This window comes from Pseudomonas sp. B21-017 (assembly GCF_024749245.1).
GTDB lineage: Bacteria > Pseudomonadota > Gammaproteobacteria > Pseudomonadales > Pseudomonadaceae > Aquipseudomonas.
Genome location: NZ_CP087194.1, coordinates 6276456 through 6294320 on the forward strand (window position 1 = coordinate 6276456; position 17865 = coordinate 6294320).

The window sequence follows — 17865 nt, forward strand, 5'->3', positions numbered from 1 at the left end:
CAGACTCCCTCAGGCGCGAGCCTTGCCCGCAAAGGTATTCTCAAGATCGTTACACAATCTATTTCTTCGACGCGATCATCTCCAGAAACGCGGGCATTGCTGCGCCCTTGTCTGCCGCAATTCGCTGCACGTTCGGATTCTGCCCCAGACGCTCCAGCAGCGCCCTGGCCGCCGGCATCTCAGCCAGCAGATCAATATCGAACAGCTTCTGCGCCACGGCACAAGCCATCGGCACGCTGTACAGGAAATACAAATCCGCAATGCTGAGACGGTCGCCCGCCACGTAAGGGGCGAACTTGCCGTGCCTGCCCAGTGAGGCGAACCCCAGCAGCAACTCGGCCTTGGTCTTGTCCTTGATCGCTTCCGGCACTGACATGCCGAAAAACGCTTCGGGGTAGCAGGCTCGCGCTGGCAGTTCGATGTACAACTCGATTTCCTTGGCCAAAGCCAGCGCCTGCGCTCGCTCGAAGGGTTCGCTCGGCAGCAGCGGTGTGCCTTTCTGACTCTGCTCGAGGTACTCGAGAATCACGCTGGTTTCGTTGACGAAACCTTGCTCGACGCCCAGTACCGGAACCTTGCCGCGCGGGCTGATGGCCAGCGCCTCGGGGCTGGTGCCTGGGTAAAACGGTACTTCCTCAAACGGCAGTCCCTTCTCCAGCAACGCCAGCTTGACCATGTTGTAATAGTTGCTGACGCAAAATCCATAAAGCTTGAGCATTACATAGCCTCCAGGCCGTGCAGGGGGTTGGCAGCGCCAGTTATAGAACGCCCAGGCACTTCTTGCCAGCAGCATCACAATGCTGAATGCAGGTAAACTGGCCGCCTTTCCTTGAGGAGCCTGCCATGAGCGAGCCAAACGACATCGACAACGACGAAGAAGAATTCGCCGAAACGACGCTGATCGAAGCAATCGAAAACCAGATCGAAAGCGACAACCCGCCAGCGGCCAAGGCAACCTTCAACAAGCTGACCCTGGTGGGTTACGAGCGTGAAGAAATCCTCAACCTGATGGCCCATGTGCTGGCCTACGAGATCGACGCCATGCTCGATGAGGACCGTGCATTCGACACCGAATGGTATGAAACGGCGCTGCGCGCACTGCCAGAGTTGCCGCCGGAAAAGCAATAACCCCGCCCCCCTGTAGGAGCGCGCTCGCTCCTACAGAAACCACCCCCGCTGTCCGTACCACCTTCCGAGGAATGCCTCTGGGGGAGAAAAACCCTGTTGCCAGCACTGGACATGCCTCACCGACGGGTTCACCTTAGGGACGCTATCGTCTAATTCCTAGAAAGTCTGGAGTCCTTATGTCGCTTACCCCTGAGTTGGTTGCCGAACTGGAAATCCTCGCACTCTTCAACCTGGACAGTTCCCAGGAAGGTTTGAAAATTCATCAGACCGCTGCCCCGAAAGCCATTGCCGCCGCACAAAGACTGTTCGACAAAGAATTGATCACCCAGCCCGATGGCGGTTATCTGACCAGCCTGGGGCGTGACGCCGCACAAAACGTGCAAACCGTTCTCACCATTCTGTCCGTGCGGGAAACAGCCTGAGCATCACTGCATAGCCCACGGAAAGCTCTGTCACGGGATTTCCGCGGGCACACTTGATGACTGGCCCTGTTACCTGCCGTCGCCAAACGATAGAAATCTGACGCCAGGAAAACAAAATCAGCTTAAAAGTCCCGGGGCCGAGGCGCTAAACTGCCCCTCACCCTGAGCCCTCCTATGTCCGAGCCCCGCGAGCCGGATTGAGCTGACATGACCCGCACCCATGAAATCCGCCCCGATCTGGACGAGGGAATCGATCGCAAGGTTCTCAGCCAGCTGCGCGCCCGTTTCCTGAAGCTCAACGAGGGTCGCATGGCCCGTGCGATGGAAGGGTTGTCGACCCGCCAGCAAACGGTGCTGACCCTGCTGCCGCTGTTTTTCCACGTCAATCATCCGCTATTGCCGGGTTACGTTTCGGGTAGCACCCCGGCCGGCCTGTCGAATTACGACCCCGACACCAACACCCTCGCCGAAGCCCAACGCCTGACCCGCTCGTTTTCCTACAAACCGCGCCACGGCAGCAATCCGCCGCGCCCCATTCACGGCCTGTTCCTGATGGGCAGCCTCGGCACTCTGGCCCAGGCTGATCAGAGCGACATGGACGTGTGGGTCTGTCATGGGCCGGACCTGAGCGAAAGCGAGCTCGCTGAACTGCGCAAGAAATGCCAGTTGCTGGAAGTCTGGGCCGCCAGCCAGGGCGCCGAGGCGCACTTTTTCCTGATCGACCCGGCCCGCTTCGTGCTCGGCGAGCGCGATACGCAGTTGAGCTCGGAAGACTGTGGCACCACCCAGCACTATCTGCTGCTGGACGAGTTCTATCGAACCGCGATCTGGCTGGCCGGACGCACCCCCATCTGGTGGCTGGTGCCGGTCTACGAAGAGGCTGCGTACGACCGTTACACCCACACGCTGCTTTCCAAACGCTTCATCCGTGCCGACGAAACCCTGGACCTGGGGCATCTGGCGTACATCCCTCCCGGGGAGTTCATCGGTGCCGGGCTCTGGCAGCTGTTCAAAGGCATCGAATCGCCCTACAAATCAGTGCTCAAACTGCTGCTGACCGAGGTCTACGCCAGTGAACACCCGAAAGTCCACTGCCTGAGCCTGCGTTTCAAACAGGCGGTGTTTGCCAATCGACTGGACCTCGATGAACTGGACCCGTACATGGTGGTTTACCGGCGCATCGAGGAATACCTCACGGCTCGGGGCGAACCGGAGCGGCTCGAACTGGTACGTCGTGCGCTGTACCTGAAGGTCAATCGCAAGCTCACCGGCAGCAGCGGTCGCACCCAGAGCTGGCAGCGTTCGCTGCTCGAACGTCTGGCCCACGAATGGCATTGGGATCAGCGTCAGTTGGCGTTGCTCGACAGCCGCAGCCAGTGGAAAGTCCGCCAGGTCAGCGCCGAGCGCCGTGCCTTGGTCGGCGAACTGAATTACAGCTACCGCTTCCTGACACAGTTTGCCCGTAACGAGCAGACCGTCAGCCTGATCAACAAGCGCGACCTCAATGTGCTGGGCCGGCGGTTGTACGCGGCCTTCGAGCGCAAGGCAGACAAGGTCGAATGCATCAACCCGGGCATCGCCCCCGATCTGGCCGAAGACACTCTGACGCTGGTGCAGGCCCCGAACAAGAGAGAGCCGGGGCAAACCCAATGGGGTTTGTACAACGGCAGCCTGACCGTTCATGAGTGGGAGCATTTCGCGCCGATCAAGCGCAGCCGCCAGTTACTCGAACTGCTCACCTGGTGTCACCGTAACGGCGTGATCGACAGCAGCACCCGCCTGGCCCTGCACCCCGGCACCAGCGACTTGAGCGAGTTCGAACTGTTCAACCTGCTCGGCAGCCTGCAGCAAAGCATCGCCCTGCCCCTGACCACCGTCGCCGAAGAGCCTTTGCTGCGCGCCAGCGTGCCGAGCGAAATACTGATTCTGGTGAACGTCGGCGTCGATCCGCTCAAGCACCATCGCGACATGAACATCCTGATGACCACCGAGCGCACCGATTCCCTGAGCTACGCCGGCGTGCGGGAAAATCTGGTGCTGACCCTGGATCAGGTCACGCTAAACAGCTGGAACGAGGTGCTGGTCAGCCGCTTTGACGGTCCCCATGCCCTGCTCGACTGCCTGCGCGATTACCTCAACAACCTGCCGGACGGGCCACAGCAGCCCAAGCTGCGGGTACGTTGCTTCTGCCACAACCGCGCGCAATTCATAGCCCGACGAGTCGAAGAAGTTCTCGATACCGCGCAAAACCTGCTGCTGAGCAAACTCAATCATCGCTACCTGATTCAGGTCCAGCAGCATTACCACGTGCTGGAGCTGGTGCCCGGCCAGGTCAATCACGTTGCCCTCGCCACGCTGCCGGCGCTGTTTGACTACCTTGGCGAAGAGCTGGCCAGCTACAGCCCGCTGCATCTGGACCCGATGGCACTGGAAGACCACGACCTGGCGCTGATCCTGCCCATGGGGCAACCCGACTGCGTTCAGGTGTTCTACCGGATCAACGAACACCAGGCCGATCTGTACGTACTGGATGAGTTCAATGCCTTGTGGCAACAACGCTTGCCCTATCACGACGAACAAAGCCTGCTGGTGCCGCTGCAACGTTTTCTGCAATCGATCCAGTACCGGCGCGACGCCTTGCTACCGATGGACGCCGCCCAGCCGCTGAGCCTGGAGACTTTGTATTACCAGTTATTGCCTTCAGGCTCCGCGCGGGCGCGTCGGGTCGAAGCCCGACCGGCGCCGCAAACCCCGGTCAACAAACCGTTCTATGACGTGCAGGCGATCGTCGGCAAAGCCGCACCAGGACAGGTGCAAGTCACGCTGTATTGCAATCAGCGGGAATTTTCAGAGCTGGAACATGGCGACCAACTGTTCAGCGTGGTCGCCCGGGAAATCGTCGAACAGCGCCGCGAGACCGAACGCTATCGCTGCTACATCACCGACCTGGACCTGTCGGGCCTGCTCGGTGATGGTCAGAGTTCAAGCAATCTGTATTTGCGCTACAAGGCCGACCTGGAGCGCGCATTGAACGAGGCGCTCGAGCAGGTCTGAGGGGTTCATTCCGGGAACGCGCCGCCATTGGCAGGCTGCGATTCAACTTCCAGCAGGGTCAGTTTGAGGGTCTTGCCACCCGGTGCCGGCCAGTCGATGTGCTGGCCAACCTTCAGGCCGAGCAACGCACTGCCCACCGGCGCCAGAATGGAAATCCTGCCTTCGTCGGCGTTGGCATCCTTGGGGTAGACCAGGGTCAGGTGGTAGTCCTTGCCACTGCTTTCTTCGCGGCAATGCACTTTAGAATTCATGGTCACGACATCGGCCGGCACCTCTTCGTGACCGACCAGGGTATCGGCGCGATCCAGTTCGGTTTGCAGCGCGATAACGCCCGGCAGCGAGTCATCCAGGCTGTCGATCAGGCGCTCCAGACGTTGCACGTCCAGACGGGTAAGGGTGATGGAAGGTGCGGTCATGATCAGGGCAGACTCCTTTCTTCTGCACGAAAAAAGCAAAACCCCGCCAGAAAAAGGCGGGGTTTTCACGAGCCTCGATGGGTTGAGGCGTATCTGGACACTATCACAGCTCAATAAATAAACAAGCCGGGGGCGACCACGGCCCAGCGCTGACCATTGCTCCCGCTGGGGCGCGGAGTGGCCCTAAAAACCTTGCGGCTGCTTCGCACCCGAGCGGGAGCAAGCTCCTTCGCCACAAAAGCCCTTAAGACAAGATCTTGCGTTGTACAGCCTGCGCACAAATCACCCGCCGCCGCTCATCATCGGCCGAGCGCCATTCGCGGATATCTTCGACATGCCGAAAACACCCCAGGCAAACCTTCTGCTCATCCAGCCGGCACACACCGCTGCACGGCGAAGGCACTGCCGGGCTGACGTTGCTATAGAGCGGTTTGGGCGGGCGAACGGGCGCAGGCTGGGTCACGATCTCACAGACCTTCGAAATCGAGTTCGACGTCGGCTTGCTGCTTGACGATGCGCTCGAGCATCTCACCCAGTTGCTCGTCGCTCTTGTCACACATCCAGCGCTTGCTCTCTTCGTCATAGTCGAAGTGGAAACCGCCGGACACCGCCGCCAACCACAATTGCCGCAACGGCTCCTGGCGACTGAAGATCAACTGGCTGCCGTTTTCAAACTTGACGGTGAGCACACCGGCCGAGCTCTCCAGATCGATATCCAGGTCACTCTCATCGAAAATATCCTCCAGCGTCTGCTGGGTGGCATCGACCAGGTCGTGAAAACGGGCTTCAGTCAAACTCATTACGGGAACCTCAAAAAGTGTCTACTCACGCTCAAGCGCCGCAAGATACGGGCGAGCCCCGATGATTGCAAAGAATAACCACCAAGGACGAGGTGCGGTACGAAATATCCCTGCGCAACGCAGGACAAGTTACTGCGCCACAGTCAAAGGCCCGCCGGACGGGAGCCGCGTCACATAGGCAAGCTGCCGGGTGGCCGGTATACTCCGGCGCAATTAACGCATTTTCAAGGATTTCGCCATGAAGCGCCTGATCTCTTCCCTTGCTGCGCTCGTCGCGGTTGCCTGCCTGGTATCGGCCTGTGGTCAAAAAGGCCCGCTGTACCTGCCCGATGACAGCCAGGATCCTGCAGAGCAGGCCAAGTCGTCGCAACAGTCTCCGTCGAAAGCACACAAACACGACGTCTACCAATAAGGGAACGCCATGGACGCTTTTAACTACCGTGACGGTGAGCTGTTCGCGGAAGGTGTTGCCCTGTCCGCCATCGCCGAACGCTTTGGTACACCGACCTACGTCTACTCCCGTGCCCACATCGAAGCCCAGTACCTGGCTTACGCCGATGCGCTGGCCGGCACGTCTCACCTGGTCTGCTTTGCGGTCAAGGCCAACTCCAACCTGGGTGTACTGAATGTCCTGGCCCGTTTGGGCGCCGGTTTCGACATCGTTTCCCGTGGCGAGCTGGAGCGTGTACTGGCCGCTGGCGGCAGCCCCGAAAAGATCGTGTTCTCCGGTGTCGGCAAGACCCGTGACGACATGCGTCGCGCCCTGGAAGTCGGCGTGCACTGCTTCAACGTCGAATCCACCGACGAGCTCGAGCGTCTGCAAGTAGTCGCCGCCGAGCTGGGCGTTCGCGCGCCGATCTCGCTGCGCGTCAACCCGGACGTCGATGCCGGCACGCACCCGTACATTTCCACCGGTCTCAAAGAAAACAAGTTCGGCATCGCCATCGCCGACGCCGAAGACGTGTACGTCCGCGCCGCGCAACTGCCTAACCTGGAAGTGGTCGGCGTCGATTGCCACATCGGCTCGCAACTGACCACCCTGCCGCCCTTCATCGATGCCCTCGACCGCCTGCTGGGCCTGGTCGACCGCCTCGGCGATTGCGGCATCTACCTGCGCCACATCGATCTGGGTGGCGGTCTGGGCGTGCGTTATCGCGATGAAGAGCCGCCATTGGCCGCCGACTACATCAAGGCCGTGCGCGAACGTCTCGACGGTCGTGACCTGGCGCTGGTGTTCGAGCCAGGCCGCTTCATCGTTGCCAACGCCGGCGTGCTGCTGACCCAGGTCGAGTACCTCAAGCACACCGAACACAAAGACTTCGCCATCGTCGATGCGGCCATGAACGACCTGATCCGCCCGGCGCTGTACCAGGCCTGGATGGACGTTACCGCCGTGCGCCCTCGCGATACCGCCGCGCGTGCCTACGACATCGTCGGCCCGATCTGCGAAACCGGCGACTTCCTGGCCAAGGATCGTCAACTGGCGCTGGAAGAAGGCGACCTGCTGGCCGTGCATTCGGCCGGTGCCTACGGGTTTGTCATGAGTTCCAACTACAACACTCGCGGCCGCGCCGCTGAAGTGTTGGTGGACGGTGATCAGGCAATCGAAGTGCGTCGCCGCGAGACGGTAGCCGAGTTGTTTGCTGGCGAAAGCCTGCTGCCGGAGTAACCCCATGCTGCTGCGTTTTACCAAGATGCACGGCCTGGGCAATGACTTCATGGTTCTCGACCTGGTCAGCCAGCACGCGCACATCCTGCCCAAGCATGCCAAGCAATGGGGCGATCGGCACACCGGCATCGGGTTCGACCAGTTGCTGATCGTCGAGGCGCCCAGCAACCCGGACGTGGATTTCCGCTATCGGATCTTCAACGCCGACGGCTCCGAAGTGGAACAGTGCGGTAACGGCGCTCGATGCTTCGCCCGCTTCGTGCTCGACAAGCGCCTGACCGCCAAGCGGCAGATTCGCGTCGAGACCAAAAGCGGCATCATCGAACTGGACATCCGCAACGATGGCCAGATCAGCGTCAACATGGGCGCCCCGCGCCTGGTGCCGGCCGAGATTCCGTTCGAAGCCCCAAGCCAGGCCCTGAGCTATCAGGTCGACGTCGACGGCACCATGGTCGAACTGGCTGCGGTGTCCATGGGCAACCCCCATGCCGTGTTGCGGGTCAACGACATCAACAAAGCACCGGTGCATGAACTGGGGCCGAAAATCGAACATCACCCGCGCTTTCCGGCACGGGTCAATGTCGGTTTTCTCCAGGTCATCGACCGGAACCGCGCGCAGTTGCGCGTCTGGGAACGCGGGGCCGGGGAAACCCAGGCCTGCGGAACCGGCGCTTGTGCTGCCGCGGTGGCCGCGATCAGCCAGGGGTGGATGGATTCGCCGCTATTGATCGACCTGCCCGGCGGGCGCCTGTCCATTGAATGGGCAGGCCCTGGCCAACCGGTCATGATGACCGGCCCGGCAGTACGCGTATACGAAGGACAAGTGCGTCTTTGAGTGAGCGAAATCCATGACCGACAAGCCCCAGGTTCCCGCCCTACAGCCCGACGAATCCCCTTCCGAAAGCCTTGAGGCGGCGGCGATTGCCGCGTACCTGGAGGCTCATCCGGATTTCTTCATCGAGCATGAAGAACTGCTCCCGGCCCTGCGCATTCCGCACCAGCGCGGCGACACCATTTCGCTGGTCGAACGCCAGATGACAATTCTGCGCGATCGCAACATCGAGTTGCGTCATCGTCTCTCGCACTTGATGGACGTGGCCCGCGACAACGATCGCCTGTTCGACAAGACCCGCCGTCTGATTCTCACGTTGATGGACGCGACCAGCCTGGAAGACGTGGTGATCGGCGTCGAAGACAGCCTGCGCCAGGACTTTCAGGTGCCCTTCGTCAGCCTGATCCTGCTGGGCGACAACCCGATGCCGGTAGGCCGCTGGGTCACCCACGCCGACGCACAAACGGCCATCGGCGGCCTGCTCTCGGAAGACAAGAGCGTCTGCGGCAGCCTGCGTGAGCATGAACTGGACTTCCTGTTCGGCGAAGAACAGCGCAAGCAGATCGGCTCCACCGCCGTCGTCGCCATCAGCCACCAGGGCATCCACGGTGTTCTGGCCATCGCCAGCCGCGATCCGCAGCACTACAAGAGTTCGGTGGGCACGTTGTTCCTCAGCTACATCGCCGAAGTCATGGGCCGCGTACTGCCACGGGTCAACAACTCCCTGCGCTCGGTACGCTGATCGTGGAACGGCAACTGGACGCTTACTGCGAACACCTGCGCAGTGAGCGGCAAGTGTCGCCGCATACGCTGTACGCCTACCGCCGCGACCTCGATAAAGTGCTTGGCTGGTGCGTCAAACAGAACATCGGCAGCTGGGCCGCACTGGATATCCAGCGGCTGCGCAGCCTGATCGCCCGTCTGCATGCACAAGGCCAATCGTCCCGCAGCCTGGCACGGCTACTGTCGGCGGTGCGCGGGCTCTATCATTATCTGAACCGCGAAGGCCTGTGCGACCACGATCCGGCCAACGGCCTGGCACCGCCCAAAGGCGAGCGTCGTCTGCCGAAAACCCTCGACACCGACCGTGCGCTGCAACTGCTGGAAGGCGCGGTAGAGGATGATTTCCTGGCCCGTCGGGATCAGGCGATTCTGGAGTTGTTCTACTCCTCCGGCTTGCGGCTTTCGGAGCTGACCGGGCTCAACCTCGATCAGCTGGACCTGGCTGACGGCATGGTCCAGGTCCTCGGTAAAGGCAGCAAGACCCGGCTGTTGCCAGTGGGTAAAAAGGCTCGCGAAGCACTGGAACTGTGGCTGCCGTTGCGGGCCATGACCAACCCGGCGGACGACGCAGTGTTTGTCAGCCAGCAAGGTCGGCGCCTCGGTCCTCGGGCGATTCAGGTGCGGGTCAAGGCCGCCGGCGAGCGCGAGCTGGGGCAGAACCTGCACCCGCACATGTTGCGACACTCTTTCGCCAGCCATTTGCTGGAGTCCTCTCAGGACTTGCGCGCCGTGCAAGAGCTACTCGGCCACTCAGACATCAAGACCACCCAAATCTACACCCATCTGGACTTCCAGCACCTGGCGACGGTCTACGACAGCGCCCATCCACGGGCCAAACGCATTAAAGGCGATGATTCATGACCATCCAACTGATCACCTTCGACCTCGACGACACCCTGTGGGACACCGCCCCGGTAATCGCCAGCGCCGAAGCCATATTGCGTGAATGGCTGACCGAGCATGCGCCGAACCTGGGCGCGGTGCCGGTGGAGCATTTGTGGTCGATTCGCGAGCGGGTGTTGAGCAACGAGCCGAACCTCAAGCACCGAATCAGTGCGCTGCGTCGGCGGGTGCTTTTTCATGCTCTGGAAGAGGCTGGTTACGACCATGGTCAAGCCTCAGACCTGGCTGATCAAAGTTTTGAAGTGTTTCTGCATGCCCGGCATCAATTGGAAGTTTTCCCCGAAGTCGAGCCGACGCTGGAGACACTCGCCAAGCACTACGCCCTCGGTGTAGTGACCAACGGCAACGCCGATGTGCGCCGACTGGGCCTGGCGGATTACTTCAGGTTTGCCCTGTGCGCCGAAGACATCGGCATCGCCAAACCGGATGCGCGACTGTTTCATGAAGCGTTGCAACGGGGCGGCGCGACCGCCGAAACCGCGGTGCATATCGGCGATCATCCTGGTGATGACATTGCCGGAGCACAGCAGGCGGGGTTGCGAGCGATCTGGTTTAACCCGGCGGGCAAAGTGTGGGAAGCCGAGAAGGCGCCGGATGCCGAGATTCGCAGTTTGACCGAGTTGCCTGCACTGCTCGCCCGCTGGAACTCAGTCGATATTTGAGGTGCTGCGATCTTTTGATTTTCACCCATGAAAAAGCCCGCAGCGACGGCGGGCTTTTTTCAGCAAGCAGGAAGCAGGCGCTTAGATAGGCCGGCTGCCGTACTTGTTATCAGGCTTCTTGGGAGGATCGGCGACCACATTGGCCTCCACTTCCTGCACCTTGCCGCCCCGTGCCAGAAACTCTTCCATGGCCTTGGCCAGGGCATCGCGTTCCTTGTTCTTGGCTTCAACGCTCGGCAGCTCATCGACCGATACCGCTGCCTTGGCTTTGCCTTTGGCAGTCGGAACGGGCACATCACCGCCGTCGTCTTCAGCGACGTCTTCAGCCGCCGCTTCCAGGCCTTCTTCGGTTTCGTCGTCGTCGCCTACTTCGAGGTCGTCGTTTTCCAGATCATCGTCGCTCATGTTCTACCTCATGACTTGCGAAAAGCAGATTAGTTATAGCCCAGCTTTGCCTTCTGTCGAAGGCCGCCGGAAAAAATTCAACCACCGCTGGTGACCAGCGGTTTATTCCCCTTCACCGTGCACGGTGGCGAGGACTTTACGGGCACCGCCATGATCACGGTGCTCGCCCAGATAAACGCCTTGCCAGGTTCCCAACGCCAGTCGGCCTGCCGAGATCGGCAAACTGAGCTGACAGCCAAGTACGCTGGCCTTGAAGTGCGCCGGGAGGTCGTCCTGGCCTTCGTCGTTATGCTCATAGTCGTCCGTTCCTTGTGGGATCAGACGATTGAAAAATCGTTCGAAGTCGCGACGTACCGCCGGATCGGCGTTCTCGTTGATGGTCAACGACGCCGAGGTATGCTGTAGCCACAAATGCAACAGACCGACCCGACACGCCTTGAGTTCAGGCAAGCCGGCGAGTAACTCGTCCGTTACCAGATGAAAGCCCCGGGGCCGTGCCCGCAGGGTAATCAGAGTCTGTTGCCACATACAGTTCTCCGCACGTTCGGGGCGCATTCTAGCGCGCTCTGGGAAAAAACAAAGGCCCTAATATTCCTTCAATCGTGTAAGCCATTGGCCGCAGAAAAACACCCGTTGTAAACGCCCCTGAACGTGTATGAAAAAACCTTTCAGCCTTTCCTTCACTGACAAAATCAAGACAAAAAAATACCCGGCAAGCCGGGCATTTTTTATAGGCGTGCTTACAAGTTGTAGCCGCGTTCGTTGTGCAGCGCCAGATCGATGCCGACTGCTTCTTCTTCCTCGGTGATGCGCAGACCCATGACAGCGTCCAGCACCTTGAGGATGATGAAGGTGACGATCGCGGTGTAGATCACCGTGAAGCCCACGCCTTTGCACTGAATCCAGACTTGAGCCGCGATGTCGGTGACGGTGCCGAAACCACCCAGGGACGGTGCAGCGAACACACCCGTCAGGATCGCGCCGAGGATACCGCCGATACCGTGCACGCCAAAAGCGTCGAGGGAGTCGTCGTAACCCATTTTGCGTTTCAGAGTCGTGGCGCAGAAGAAGCACACCACGCCCGCCGCCAGACCGATGATCATCGAGCCCATCGGGCCAACGGTACCCGCCGCCGGAGTGATCGCAACCAGACCGGCCACCACGCCCGAAGCGATACCCAGTGCGCTCGGTTTGCCGTGGGTCAGCCATTCGGCAAACATCCAGCCCAAGGCTGCGGCGGCGGTAGCGATCTGAGTCACCAGCATGGCCATACCGGCAGTGCCGTTGGCTGCGGCAGCGGAACCGGCGTTGAAACCGAACCAGCCAACCCAGAGCATCGCGGCACCCATAAGGGTATAGCCGAGGTTGTGCGGAGCCATCGGGGTGGTTGGGAAGCCTTTACGCTTGCCCAGTACCAGACAGGCGATCAGCCCGGCCACACCGGCGTTGATGTGCACCACGGTGCCGCCTGCGAAGTCGAGCACGCCCCAGTCGCCCAACAGCGAACCCGGACCGCTCCAGACCATGTGCGCAATCGGCGCGTAAACCAGGGTGAACCAGATCCCCATGAACACCAGCATTGCGGAGAACTTCATCCGCTCGGCGAAAGCACCGACGATCAGCGCGGGGGTGATGATGGCGAAGGTCATCTGATAGGTGACAAACACCGCCTCGGGAAACAGCGCCGCGGGGCCGGTAATACTGGCAGGCGTGATGCCGGCGAGGAATGCCTTGGCGAAGCTGCCGACAAACGAATTGAGGTTGACGACGTTAGCTTCCATACCCGTTGTGTCAAACGCCATGCTGTAGCCGTAAAGGAACCACAGGATGGTGACCAGGCCGGTAATGGCGAAGCATTGCATCATCAACGAAAGAACGTTTTTGGAACGAACCATGCCGCCGTAGAACAGCGCGAGGCCGGGGATGGTCATGAACAGCACAAGGGCTGTCGAGGTCATCATCCAGGCGGTATCGCCGGAATTGAGGACTGGAGGCGCCACCGGATCTGCCGCCATGGCCAGGCCAGGCATTACGATGGACAACAGGGCTCCTAGCCCTGCGAATTTACGCAGAGTCATTTTGTTTTCTCCTGGGGCGTTGGGTTTGTGGCGGCTTAGATTGCGTCGGTATCGGTTTCGCCGGTACGGATGCGAATCGCCTGTTCCAGATTGACCACGAAGATCTTGCCGTCACCGATCTTGCCGGTGTTGGCGGCCTTGGTTATCGCCTCGATAACCCGGTCCAGATCCTTGTCGTCAATGGCGACATCGATCTTCACCTTAGGCAGAAAATCGACCACGTACTCCGCGCCGCGATACAGCTCGGTGTGACCCTTCTGCCGACCGAAGCCTTTGACCTCAGTAACGGTAATGCCCTGCACGCCGATCTCGGACAGCGACTCGCGCACGTCGTCCAGTTTGAACGGTTTGATGATGGCAGTGACTAGCTTCATGAAAACTCTCTCCCGAATTGGTGGACTTGCCCCAGGAAAACAAACCCGACTCAAGTCTAAGCGCAGTGCCTGGCTTTGTAACGCATCGTCGGCCTTACCTGCCCATCCGACGCCAGCTAACCACTCCGCACGAAACTTCCCCCGTTCCGCTTGGCGCACTGCATTCGTCACAGCGACTGCATCAGTGCATGGGTCACCAGCGACTAAGCAGAAAGCTTGCCATCTATCCAAAACCCATTGATTTCAAGCCCTTGGCCGCTAACGCAGACCTCTCCAGCCGATTGACGCCACGGTTACGCACAACAACAGTGCGTGGCTGTCCACTCGCATGCGCGAAAAGCGTGCATCCCAGCCTTCGAGATTGACTATAGACACTGCGTGGTACACTGCCCGCCATTGTTGACAGGACATTTCCCATGCTCGCGCCCAAAGACTTCCTCGACGCCCTGAGCGGCACCGCCTCCCGCCTCTTCAGCGGCGACACCCCACTGCCGAAAAGCGAAATCGAAAGCCAGTTCAAGGCTTTGTTGCAGAGCGGCTTCAGCAAGCTGGACCTGGTAAGCCGTGAAGAATTCGACAGCCAGATGGTTGTGCTGGCGCGGACCCGCGCCCGGTTGGAGAGCTTGGAGGCGAAAGTGGCGGAGCTGGAAGCGAAGCTCAATCCACCTGCTGACACCGAGTAACCTGATCGTTCCCGTGCTCTGCGTGGGAACGCCGCCAGGGACGCTCCAGATGTGACGCAGAGCGTCACGGGATGGTTCCCACGCAGAGCGTGGGAACCATCGTTCAAGCGTGCTTCGCGGACGCTGCAGTCTTTTTAAGTACCCGAAGCTCAACCACGCTCGATTTCGGCCCTGCGCTGATCGTAGGTCGATTGCAGTTTTAACCAGAATCCGGGCGTGGTTTTCAGGTAGCGCGATAGCTTCTTTGTGAGCTCAGGACTAATACCTCTCTCCTGCATGAAAAGGGCACTCACTTCATCCGTGCCTTCATTCAACACGCTAGCCAGACCAGTCGCCGTAATGCCCAGAGGCTCTAGAAACTCCTTTTCAAGGATTTCGCCAGGATGAATCGGCCGCATTCCAGAATTGCTCATCTCCCCTCCTTAGGGCTTGATCAGCTGTGATCATAAGCATCCCCCCCGATCCGACAAGAGCGTCCGAACTCTTTCACCGAAGTCCTTCATCTATCCAGGCCCGGTCCTACAAAGAAATCTAGCTCCTCGGTTGATTACGCCCAAATACCAGCCGCGACGTAACCTTTGTAGCAGCTGCCGAAGGCTGCGTTCGACTGCGCAGCAGTCGTAAATCCAAGTTGTACGGTCTGCCTGATCCACCGCGTGATCTGATTTTACGACTGCTGCGCAGCCGTGCGCCGGCTCCGCCAGCTGCTACGGATCGTGTTATGGCTTAACTGGCTGGAATCAACTCACCGGCCCCAGCAACATCCTGCGAAAGTTTGGCGGCTCTTCTGCCACGTTACTCCTACTACGCTTTAAAAAAGCCGCAGGAAGCGGTTCCCCGTCAGCTCAAGGAACGACCATGTCCCTATCCATCGTCCACAGCCGCGCCCAGATTGGTGTGGATGCGCCCGCCGTCACCGTAGAAGTGCATCTGGCCAACGGCTTGCCGTCGCTGACCATGGTCGGGCTGCCCGAGGCGGCGGTGAAGGAAAGCAAGGATCGGGTGCGTAGCGCGATCATCAATTCGGGGCTGCAATTTCCGGCGCGGCGCATCACCTTGAATCTCGCACCCGCCGATTTACCGAAGGACGGCGGGCGGTTCGATCTGGCGATTGCCTTGGGGATTCTGTCGGCCAGCGTGCAGGTGCCGACGTTGACGCTGGATGACGTGGAGTGCCTGGGAGAGCTGGCGCTGTCGGGCGCGGTGCGTGCGGTTCGCGGGGTTTTGCCGGCGGCGCTGGCGGCGCGCAAGGCCGGGCGCACGCTGGTAGTCCCGCGAGCGAACGCTGAAGAAGCCTGCCTGGCGTCGGGGTTGAAGGTGATTGCGGTGGATCATCTGCTTCAAGCGGTCGCGCATTTCAATGGTCACACGCCCATCGAACCCTACGCTTCCAACGGTTTGCTCTACGCCAGCAAACCCTATCCCGACTTGAATGAAGTTCAGGGACAACTTGCGGCCAAGCGAGCCTTGCTGATTGCAGCGGCGGGGGCTCATAACCTGCTGTTCAGCGGTCCGCCGGGGACGGGGAAAACGTTGTTGGCGAGTCGTCTGCCGGGGTTGTTACCGCCATTGGCCGAGAGCGAAGCACTGGAAGTCGCGGCGATTCAATCGGTCGCCAGTTGTGTGCCGTTGAGTCATTGGCCACAGCGTCCCTTCCGACAGCCACACCACTCCGCCTCAGGCCCGGCACTGGTGGGTGGCGGCTCGAAACCGCAACCCGGCGAAATCACCCTCGCCCACCATGGCGTGTTGTTCCTCGATGAGCTTCCAGAGTTTGATCGCAAGGTATTGGAGGTGTTGAGAGAGCCATTGGAATCCGGCCACATCGTGATTTCCCGCGCCAAGGACCGCGTACGCTTTCCGGCGCGCTTTCAATTGGTGGCTGCGATGAATCCCTGCCCCTGTGGATATCTTGGCGAGCCAAGCGGCCGTTGTTCCTGTACGCCGGACATGGTGCAGCGCTATCGCAACAAGCTGTCGGGGCCGCTGCTGGACCGCATCGATCTGCACCTGACGGTTGCTCGGGAGGCCACGGCGTTGAATCCTGCGTTGAAACCCGGCGACGATACAGCCACCGCCGCCGAGTTGGTTGCTGATGCAAGAGAGCGGCAACACAAACGCCAGGGTTGCGCCAATGCCTTCCTCGACCTGCCAGGCCTACGCCGGCACTGTAAGTTATCCACAGCCGATGAAAACTGGCTGGAATCCGCCTGCGAGCGTTTAACGCTGTCGTTGCGAGCGGCCCATCGACTGCTCAAGGTCGCGCGCACGCTGGCGGACCTTGAGCAGGCTGACGGGATCAGACGCGAACACCTGGCCGAAGCGCTGCAATATCGGCCAACAACGCTCTAGTCCGTGTCACCCCTTGGTCAGATCAACCAACGGCGTCTGCCGCACTTCAGTCTCGCGCCCGCCCTGAATCTCGCTCACCCGTTTCAACGCCTTATCCACAGCCGCCTTATCCGCCAACAAGCTGTAGCTGATACGGAACTGCTTCTGTTCCTTCGGCGCAATTGTCGGCACCAGGTTCAGTGGCCGCTGATACCGGCGGTTATAGGAAAAGCTCGTTCCCGGCTCCAGCCCCGTAACATAGCCCTGGCCCTGGGTATCGGTGTTTTTCCACAGGGAGAACACCGGCAGTGTTTGAGTGTTGAAGCCGACCGAGACACCCAGGCTGCCGGCCTTGTTATGCAGCACGGTCAACGTATCGCCCTTGGCATCGGCATACGGCACCACGTTGTAAACCGTTTCGTCGTAGTCCTTGGTCGGTGCGCGGTAGGTTTGCCAGTCCGGCAAATCGCCCTTGGCTTTGTCGTTGAACGGCGACACTTGCTTCACCGGCGCGGCGAAGCGGGCGCCCTGTTCCAGGAACGGGGTGCTGAAGTTGCTGTGATACAGCGCTTGGTATTCCTTCGGATAATCACCGTTGTTGGTCAGAGTGTCGTTGAGGGCGAACACAACGCTGCCGGGGTCGGTGACCAGTTCGGTCGCGACGGAGAAGTCGACTTTCTTGAATGCCTGCTCTTTCAGTTCACCGCGCAGACTGATGGCGTATGGCGGTTTTTCATCAATGTGCAGGGTGACTTTGTTGGCCGGGATGTTGGCGGCGCGACCGTGCAGGGTCAGCAGCTCGCCATTGTCCATGCCGGGATGGCCGACCCATTCGTAGCCGCAGCGGGTGACCAGTTCATTGAAACCTTCCAGCCAGCCCAGGCCACCGCGGCCGTTGAGTTCGATGAAGGACGGGTTGACCACTTCCTTGACCGGCGAATCCCAGCCCATGCGCACATTGCCGACCGAAGCTTGCAGCACGTTCATGCCGCGAGTCGGCACCACCGAGAGTTTCATCGCGCCATTATCGATGTCGACAATGCTGACGCCCTCCTGCCGACCGCCATGCAAGGTGCGCAGGGTCACGGAGAAGGGCTTGTCGGTTTTCACGCCGAGTTGCTGGCTGGTGATCTGCCAGTTCTGGGCGGCTTTGTCGGTATCGAGCAGGACGTAATCCCAGGCCATGGCGTGGGAAGCAGCGGACAGTGCGCTGAGGGCAACGAAGAGTTTGAGCGGGGTCATGGCAGCAGCCTTTCTTGGAGTTGTGCCATTTTTATAAACTTGAAGAAACGTTTCAGCAAGCATAAAAATCAAGATCACGACGG

21 protein-coding genes are annotated in these 17865 nt (G+C 60.1%); 11 read left to right on the forward strand and 10 right to left on the reverse strand.

Going from position 1 to position 17865, the window contains the following annotated elements; genetic code table 11:
* Positions 1-58: 58 nt before the first annotated feature.
* Positions 59-718, reverse strand: coding sequence for a glutathione S-transferase family protein (locus LOY28_RS28620; RefSeq protein ID WP_258612831.1), 660 nt, complete (start codon positions 716-718; stop codon positions 59-61).
* Between the two features lie 125 nt (positions 719-843).
* Between LOY28_RS28620 and LOY28_RS28625 the strand changes: the two genes are divergently transcribed.
* The 3 genes from LOY28_RS28625 to LOY28_RS28635 all read left to right on the forward strand — a co-directional run bounded on the left by LOY28_RS28625 (position 844) and on the right by LOY28_RS28635 (position 4604).
* A complete protein-coding gene (locus tag LOY28_RS28625; RefSeq protein WP_018927538.1) occupies positions 844-1128 on the forward strand; it encodes a hypothetical protein in 285 nt (94 codons plus the stop codon).
* Between the two features lie 176 nt (positions 1129-1304).
* Positions 1305-1550, forward strand: a complete 246-nt coding sequence (locus LOY28_RS28630) for a TIGR02647 family protein (RefSeq protein ID WP_007894898.1) — start codon at positions 1305-1307, stop codon at positions 1548-1550.
* A gap of 207 nt (positions 1551-1757) precedes the next feature.
* Positions 1758-4604, forward strand: coding sequence for a class I adenylate cyclase (locus tag LOY28_RS28635; protein ID WP_258612832.1), 2847 nt, complete (start codon positions 1758-1760; stop codon positions 4602-4604).
* Positions 4605-4609: 5 nt separating this feature from the next.
* Here the strand turns inward: LOY28_RS28635 and rnk are convergent, their stop codons facing one another.
* The 3 genes from rnk to cyaY form a co-directional block, all read right to left on the reverse strand.
* A complete protein-coding gene (gene rnk, locus LOY28_RS28640; RefSeq protein WP_007941285.1) occupies positions 4610-5020 on the reverse strand; it encodes a nucleoside diphosphate kinase regulator in 411 nt (136 codons plus the stop codon).
* Positions 5021-5264: 244 nt separating this feature from the next.
* A complete protein-coding gene (locus LOY28_RS28645) occupies positions 5265-5483 on the reverse strand; it encodes a DUF1289 domain-containing protein (protein WP_258612833.1) in 219 nt (72 codons plus the stop codon).
* Between the two features lie 4 nt (positions 5484-5487).
* Positions 5488-5820 carry an iron donor protein CyaY gene (cyaY, locus tag LOY28_RS28650; RefSeq protein WP_018927535.1) on the reverse strand — a complete coding sequence of 111 codons (333 nt, stop codon included), beginning with the start codon at positions 5818-5820 and terminating at the stop codon, positions 5488-5490.
* A 238-nt stretch (positions 5821-6058) separates the two neighbouring features.
* On the opposite strand from cyaY, the gene lptM reads away from it, so the two are divergent.
* The 6 genes from lptM to LOY28_RS28680 are packed head-to-tail and all read left to right on the forward strand — an operon-like array spanning position 6059 to position 10669.
* Positions 6059-6232, forward strand: a complete 174-nt coding sequence (lptM, locus tag LOY28_RS28655; protein WP_007941283.1) for an LPS translocon maturation chaperone LptM — start codon at positions 6059-6061, stop codon at positions 6230-6232.
* A 9-nt stretch (positions 6233-6241) separates the two neighbouring features.
* Positions 6242-7489 (forward strand): diaminopimelate decarboxylase, encoded by a 1248-nt coding sequence (gene lysA / locus LOY28_RS28660; RefSeq protein WP_018927534.1) that lies wholly within the window; start codon positions 6242-6244, stop codon positions 7487-7489.
* A gap of 4 nt (positions 7490-7493) precedes the next feature.
* Positions 7494-8324 (forward strand): diaminopimelate epimerase, encoded by an 831-nt coding sequence (dapF, locus tag LOY28_RS28665; RefSeq protein WP_018927533.1) that lies wholly within the window; start codon positions 7494-7496, stop codon positions 8322-8324.
* A gap of 13 nt (positions 8325-8337) precedes the next feature.
* Positions 8338-9063: a DUF484 family protein gene (locus tag LOY28_RS28670; protein ID WP_007941280.1), complete on the forward strand. Its 726-nt coding sequence runs from the start codon at positions 8338-8340 to the stop codon at positions 9061-9063.
* Between the two features lie 2 nt (positions 9064-9065).
* Entirely contained in the window at positions 9066-9965 is a 900-nt protein-coding gene (gene xerC, locus LOY28_RS28675) for a tyrosine recombinase XerC (RefSeq protein WP_018927532.1), read from the forward strand.
* Positions 9962-10669 carry an HAD family hydrolase gene (locus tag LOY28_RS28680; RefSeq protein WP_019650117.1) on the forward strand — a complete coding sequence of 236 codons (708 nt, stop codon included), beginning with the start codon at positions 9962-9964 and terminating at the stop codon, positions 10667-10669. Before xerC ends, LOY28_RS28680 begins: the two co-directional genes overlap by 4 nt.
* Positions 10670-10750: 81 nt before the next feature.
* Here LOY28_RS28680 and sutA read toward each other — a convergent pair whose 3' ends face one another.
* The 4 genes from sutA to glnK all read right to left on the reverse strand — a co-directional run bounded on the left by sutA (position 10751) and on the right by glnK (position 13526).
* A complete protein-coding gene (sutA, locus tag LOY28_RS28685; protein WP_018927530.1) occupies positions 10751-11074 on the reverse strand; it encodes a transcriptional regulator SutA in 324 nt (107 codons plus the stop codon).
* Positions 11075-11176: 102 nt separating this feature from the next.
* A complete protein-coding gene (locus LOY28_RS28690) occupies positions 11177-11602 on the reverse strand; it encodes a secondary thiamine-phosphate synthase enzyme YjbQ (RefSeq protein WP_018927529.1) in 426 nt (141 codons plus the stop codon).
* 212 nt (positions 11603-11814) lie between these two features.
* Positions 11815-13152, reverse strand: coding sequence for an ammonium transporter (locus tag LOY28_RS28695; protein WP_018927528.1), 1338 nt, complete (start codon positions 13150-13152; stop codon positions 11815-11817).
* A gap of 35 nt (positions 13153-13187) precedes the next feature.
* A complete protein-coding gene (gene glnK, locus LOY28_RS28700; RefSeq protein WP_002555808.1) occupies positions 13188-13526 on the reverse strand; it encodes a P-II family nitrogen regulator in 339 nt (112 codons plus the stop codon).
* Between the two features lie 416 nt (positions 13527-13942).
* On the opposite strand from glnK, the gene LOY28_RS28705 reads away from it, so the two are divergent.
* Entirely contained in the window at positions 13943-14209 is a 267-nt protein-coding gene (locus tag LOY28_RS28705; protein ID WP_237885082.1) for an accessory factor UbiK family protein, read from the forward strand.
* A gap of 149 nt (positions 14210-14358) precedes the next feature.
* Here the strand turns inward: LOY28_RS28705 and LOY28_RS28710 are convergent, their stop codons facing one another.
* Positions 14359-14622: a HigA family addiction module antitoxin gene (locus tag LOY28_RS28710; RefSeq protein WP_086944355.1), complete on the reverse strand. Its 264-nt coding sequence runs from the start codon at positions 14620-14622 to the stop codon at positions 14359-14361.
* Between the two features lie 445 nt (positions 14623-15067).
* On the opposite strand from LOY28_RS28710, the gene LOY28_RS28715 reads away from it, so the two are divergent.
* The gene (locus tag LOY28_RS28715; RefSeq protein WP_018927518.1) at positions 15068-16561 is read left to right on the forward strand and encodes a YifB family Mg chelatase-like AAA ATPase; all 1494 of its coding nucleotides are present in this window, start codon (positions 15068-15070) and stop codon (positions 16559-16561) included.
* A gap of 6 nt (positions 16562-16567) precedes the next feature.
* Here LOY28_RS28715 and LOY28_RS28720 read toward each other — a convergent pair whose 3' ends face one another.
* Positions 16568-17782: an aldose 1-epimerase family protein gene (locus LOY28_RS28720; RefSeq protein ID WP_018927517.1), complete on the reverse strand. Its 1215-nt coding sequence runs from the start codon at positions 17780-17782 to the stop codon at positions 16568-16570.
* Positions 17783-17865 lie beyond the last annotated feature (83 nt).

Excerpts from the sequence above, each read along its gene's own strand:
- cyaY (WP_018927535.1), bottom strand. The coding sequence starts at position 5,820 with ATGAGTTTGACTGAAGCCCGTTTTCACGACCTGGTCGATGCCACCCAG.
- LOY28_RS28680 (WP_019650117.1), top strand. The coding sequence starts at position 9,962 with ATGACCATCCAACTGATCACCTTCGACCTCGACGACACCCTGTGGGAC.
- sutA (WP_018927530.1), bottom strand. The coding sequence starts at position 11,074 with ATGAGCGACGATGATCTGGAAAACGACGACCTCGAAGTAGGCGACGAC.
- LOY28_RS28625 (WP_018927538.1), top strand. The coding sequence starts at position 844 with ATGAGCGAGCCAAACGACATCGACAACGACGAAGAAGAATTCGCCGAA.
- LOY28_RS28710 (WP_086944355.1), bottom strand. The coding sequence starts at position 14,622 with ATGAGCAATTCTGGAATGCGGCCGATTCATCCTGGCGAAATCCTTGAA.
- glnK (WP_002555808.1), bottom strand. The coding sequence starts at position 13,526 with ATGAAGCTAGTCACTGCCATCATCAAACCGTTCAAACTGGACGACGTG.
- lysA (WP_018927534.1), top strand. The coding sequence starts at position 6,242 with ATGGACGCTTTTAACTACCGTGACGGTGAGCTGTTCGCGGAAGGTGTT.
- LOY28_RS28630 (WP_007894898.1), top strand. The coding sequence starts at position 1,305 with ATGTCGCTTACCCCTGAGTTGGTTGCCGAACTGGAAATCCTCGCACTC.
- LOY28_RS28705 (WP_237885082.1), top strand. The coding sequence starts at position 13,943 with ATGCTCGCGCCCAAAGACTTCCTCGACGCCCTGAGCGGCACCGCCTCC.
- dapF (WP_018927533.1), top strand. The coding sequence starts at position 7,494 with ATGCTGCTGCGTTTTACCAAGATGCACGGCCTGGGCAATGACTTCATG.
- LOY28_RS28715 (WP_018927518.1), top strand. The coding sequence starts at position 15,068 with ATGTCCCTATCCATCGTCCACAGCCGCGCCCAGATTGGTGTGGATGCG.
- LOY28_RS28690 (WP_018927529.1), bottom strand. The coding sequence starts at position 11,602 with ATGTGGCAACAGACTCTGATTACCCTGCGGGCACGGCCCCGGGGCTTT.
- LOY28_RS28620 (WP_258612831.1), bottom strand. The coding sequence starts at position 718 with ATGCTCAAGCTTTATGGATTTTGCGTCAGCAACTATTACAACATGGTC.
- lptM (WP_007941283.1), top strand. The coding sequence starts at position 6,059 with ATGAAGCGCCTGATCTCTTCCCTTGCTGCGCTCGTCGCGGTTGCCTGC.
- LOY28_RS28670 (WP_007941280.1), top strand. The coding sequence starts at position 8,338 with ATGACCGACAAGCCCCAGGTTCCCGCCCTACAGCCCGACGAATCCCCT.
- LOY28_RS28720 (WP_018927517.1), bottom strand. The coding sequence starts at position 17,782 with ATGACCCCGCTCAAACTCTTCGTTGCCCTCAGCGCACTGTCCGCTGCT.
- LOY28_RS28635 (WP_258612832.1), top strand. The coding sequence starts at position 1,758 with ATGACCCGCACCCATGAAATCCGCCCCGATCTGGACGAGGGAATCGAT.
- rnk (WP_007941285.1), bottom strand. The coding sequence starts at position 5,020 with ATGACCGCACCTTCCATCACCCTTACCCGTCTGGACGTGCAACGTCTG.
- LOY28_RS28695 (WP_018927528.1), bottom strand. The coding sequence starts at position 13,152 with ATGACTCTGCGTAAATTCGCAGGGCTAGGAGCCCTGTTGTCCATCGTA.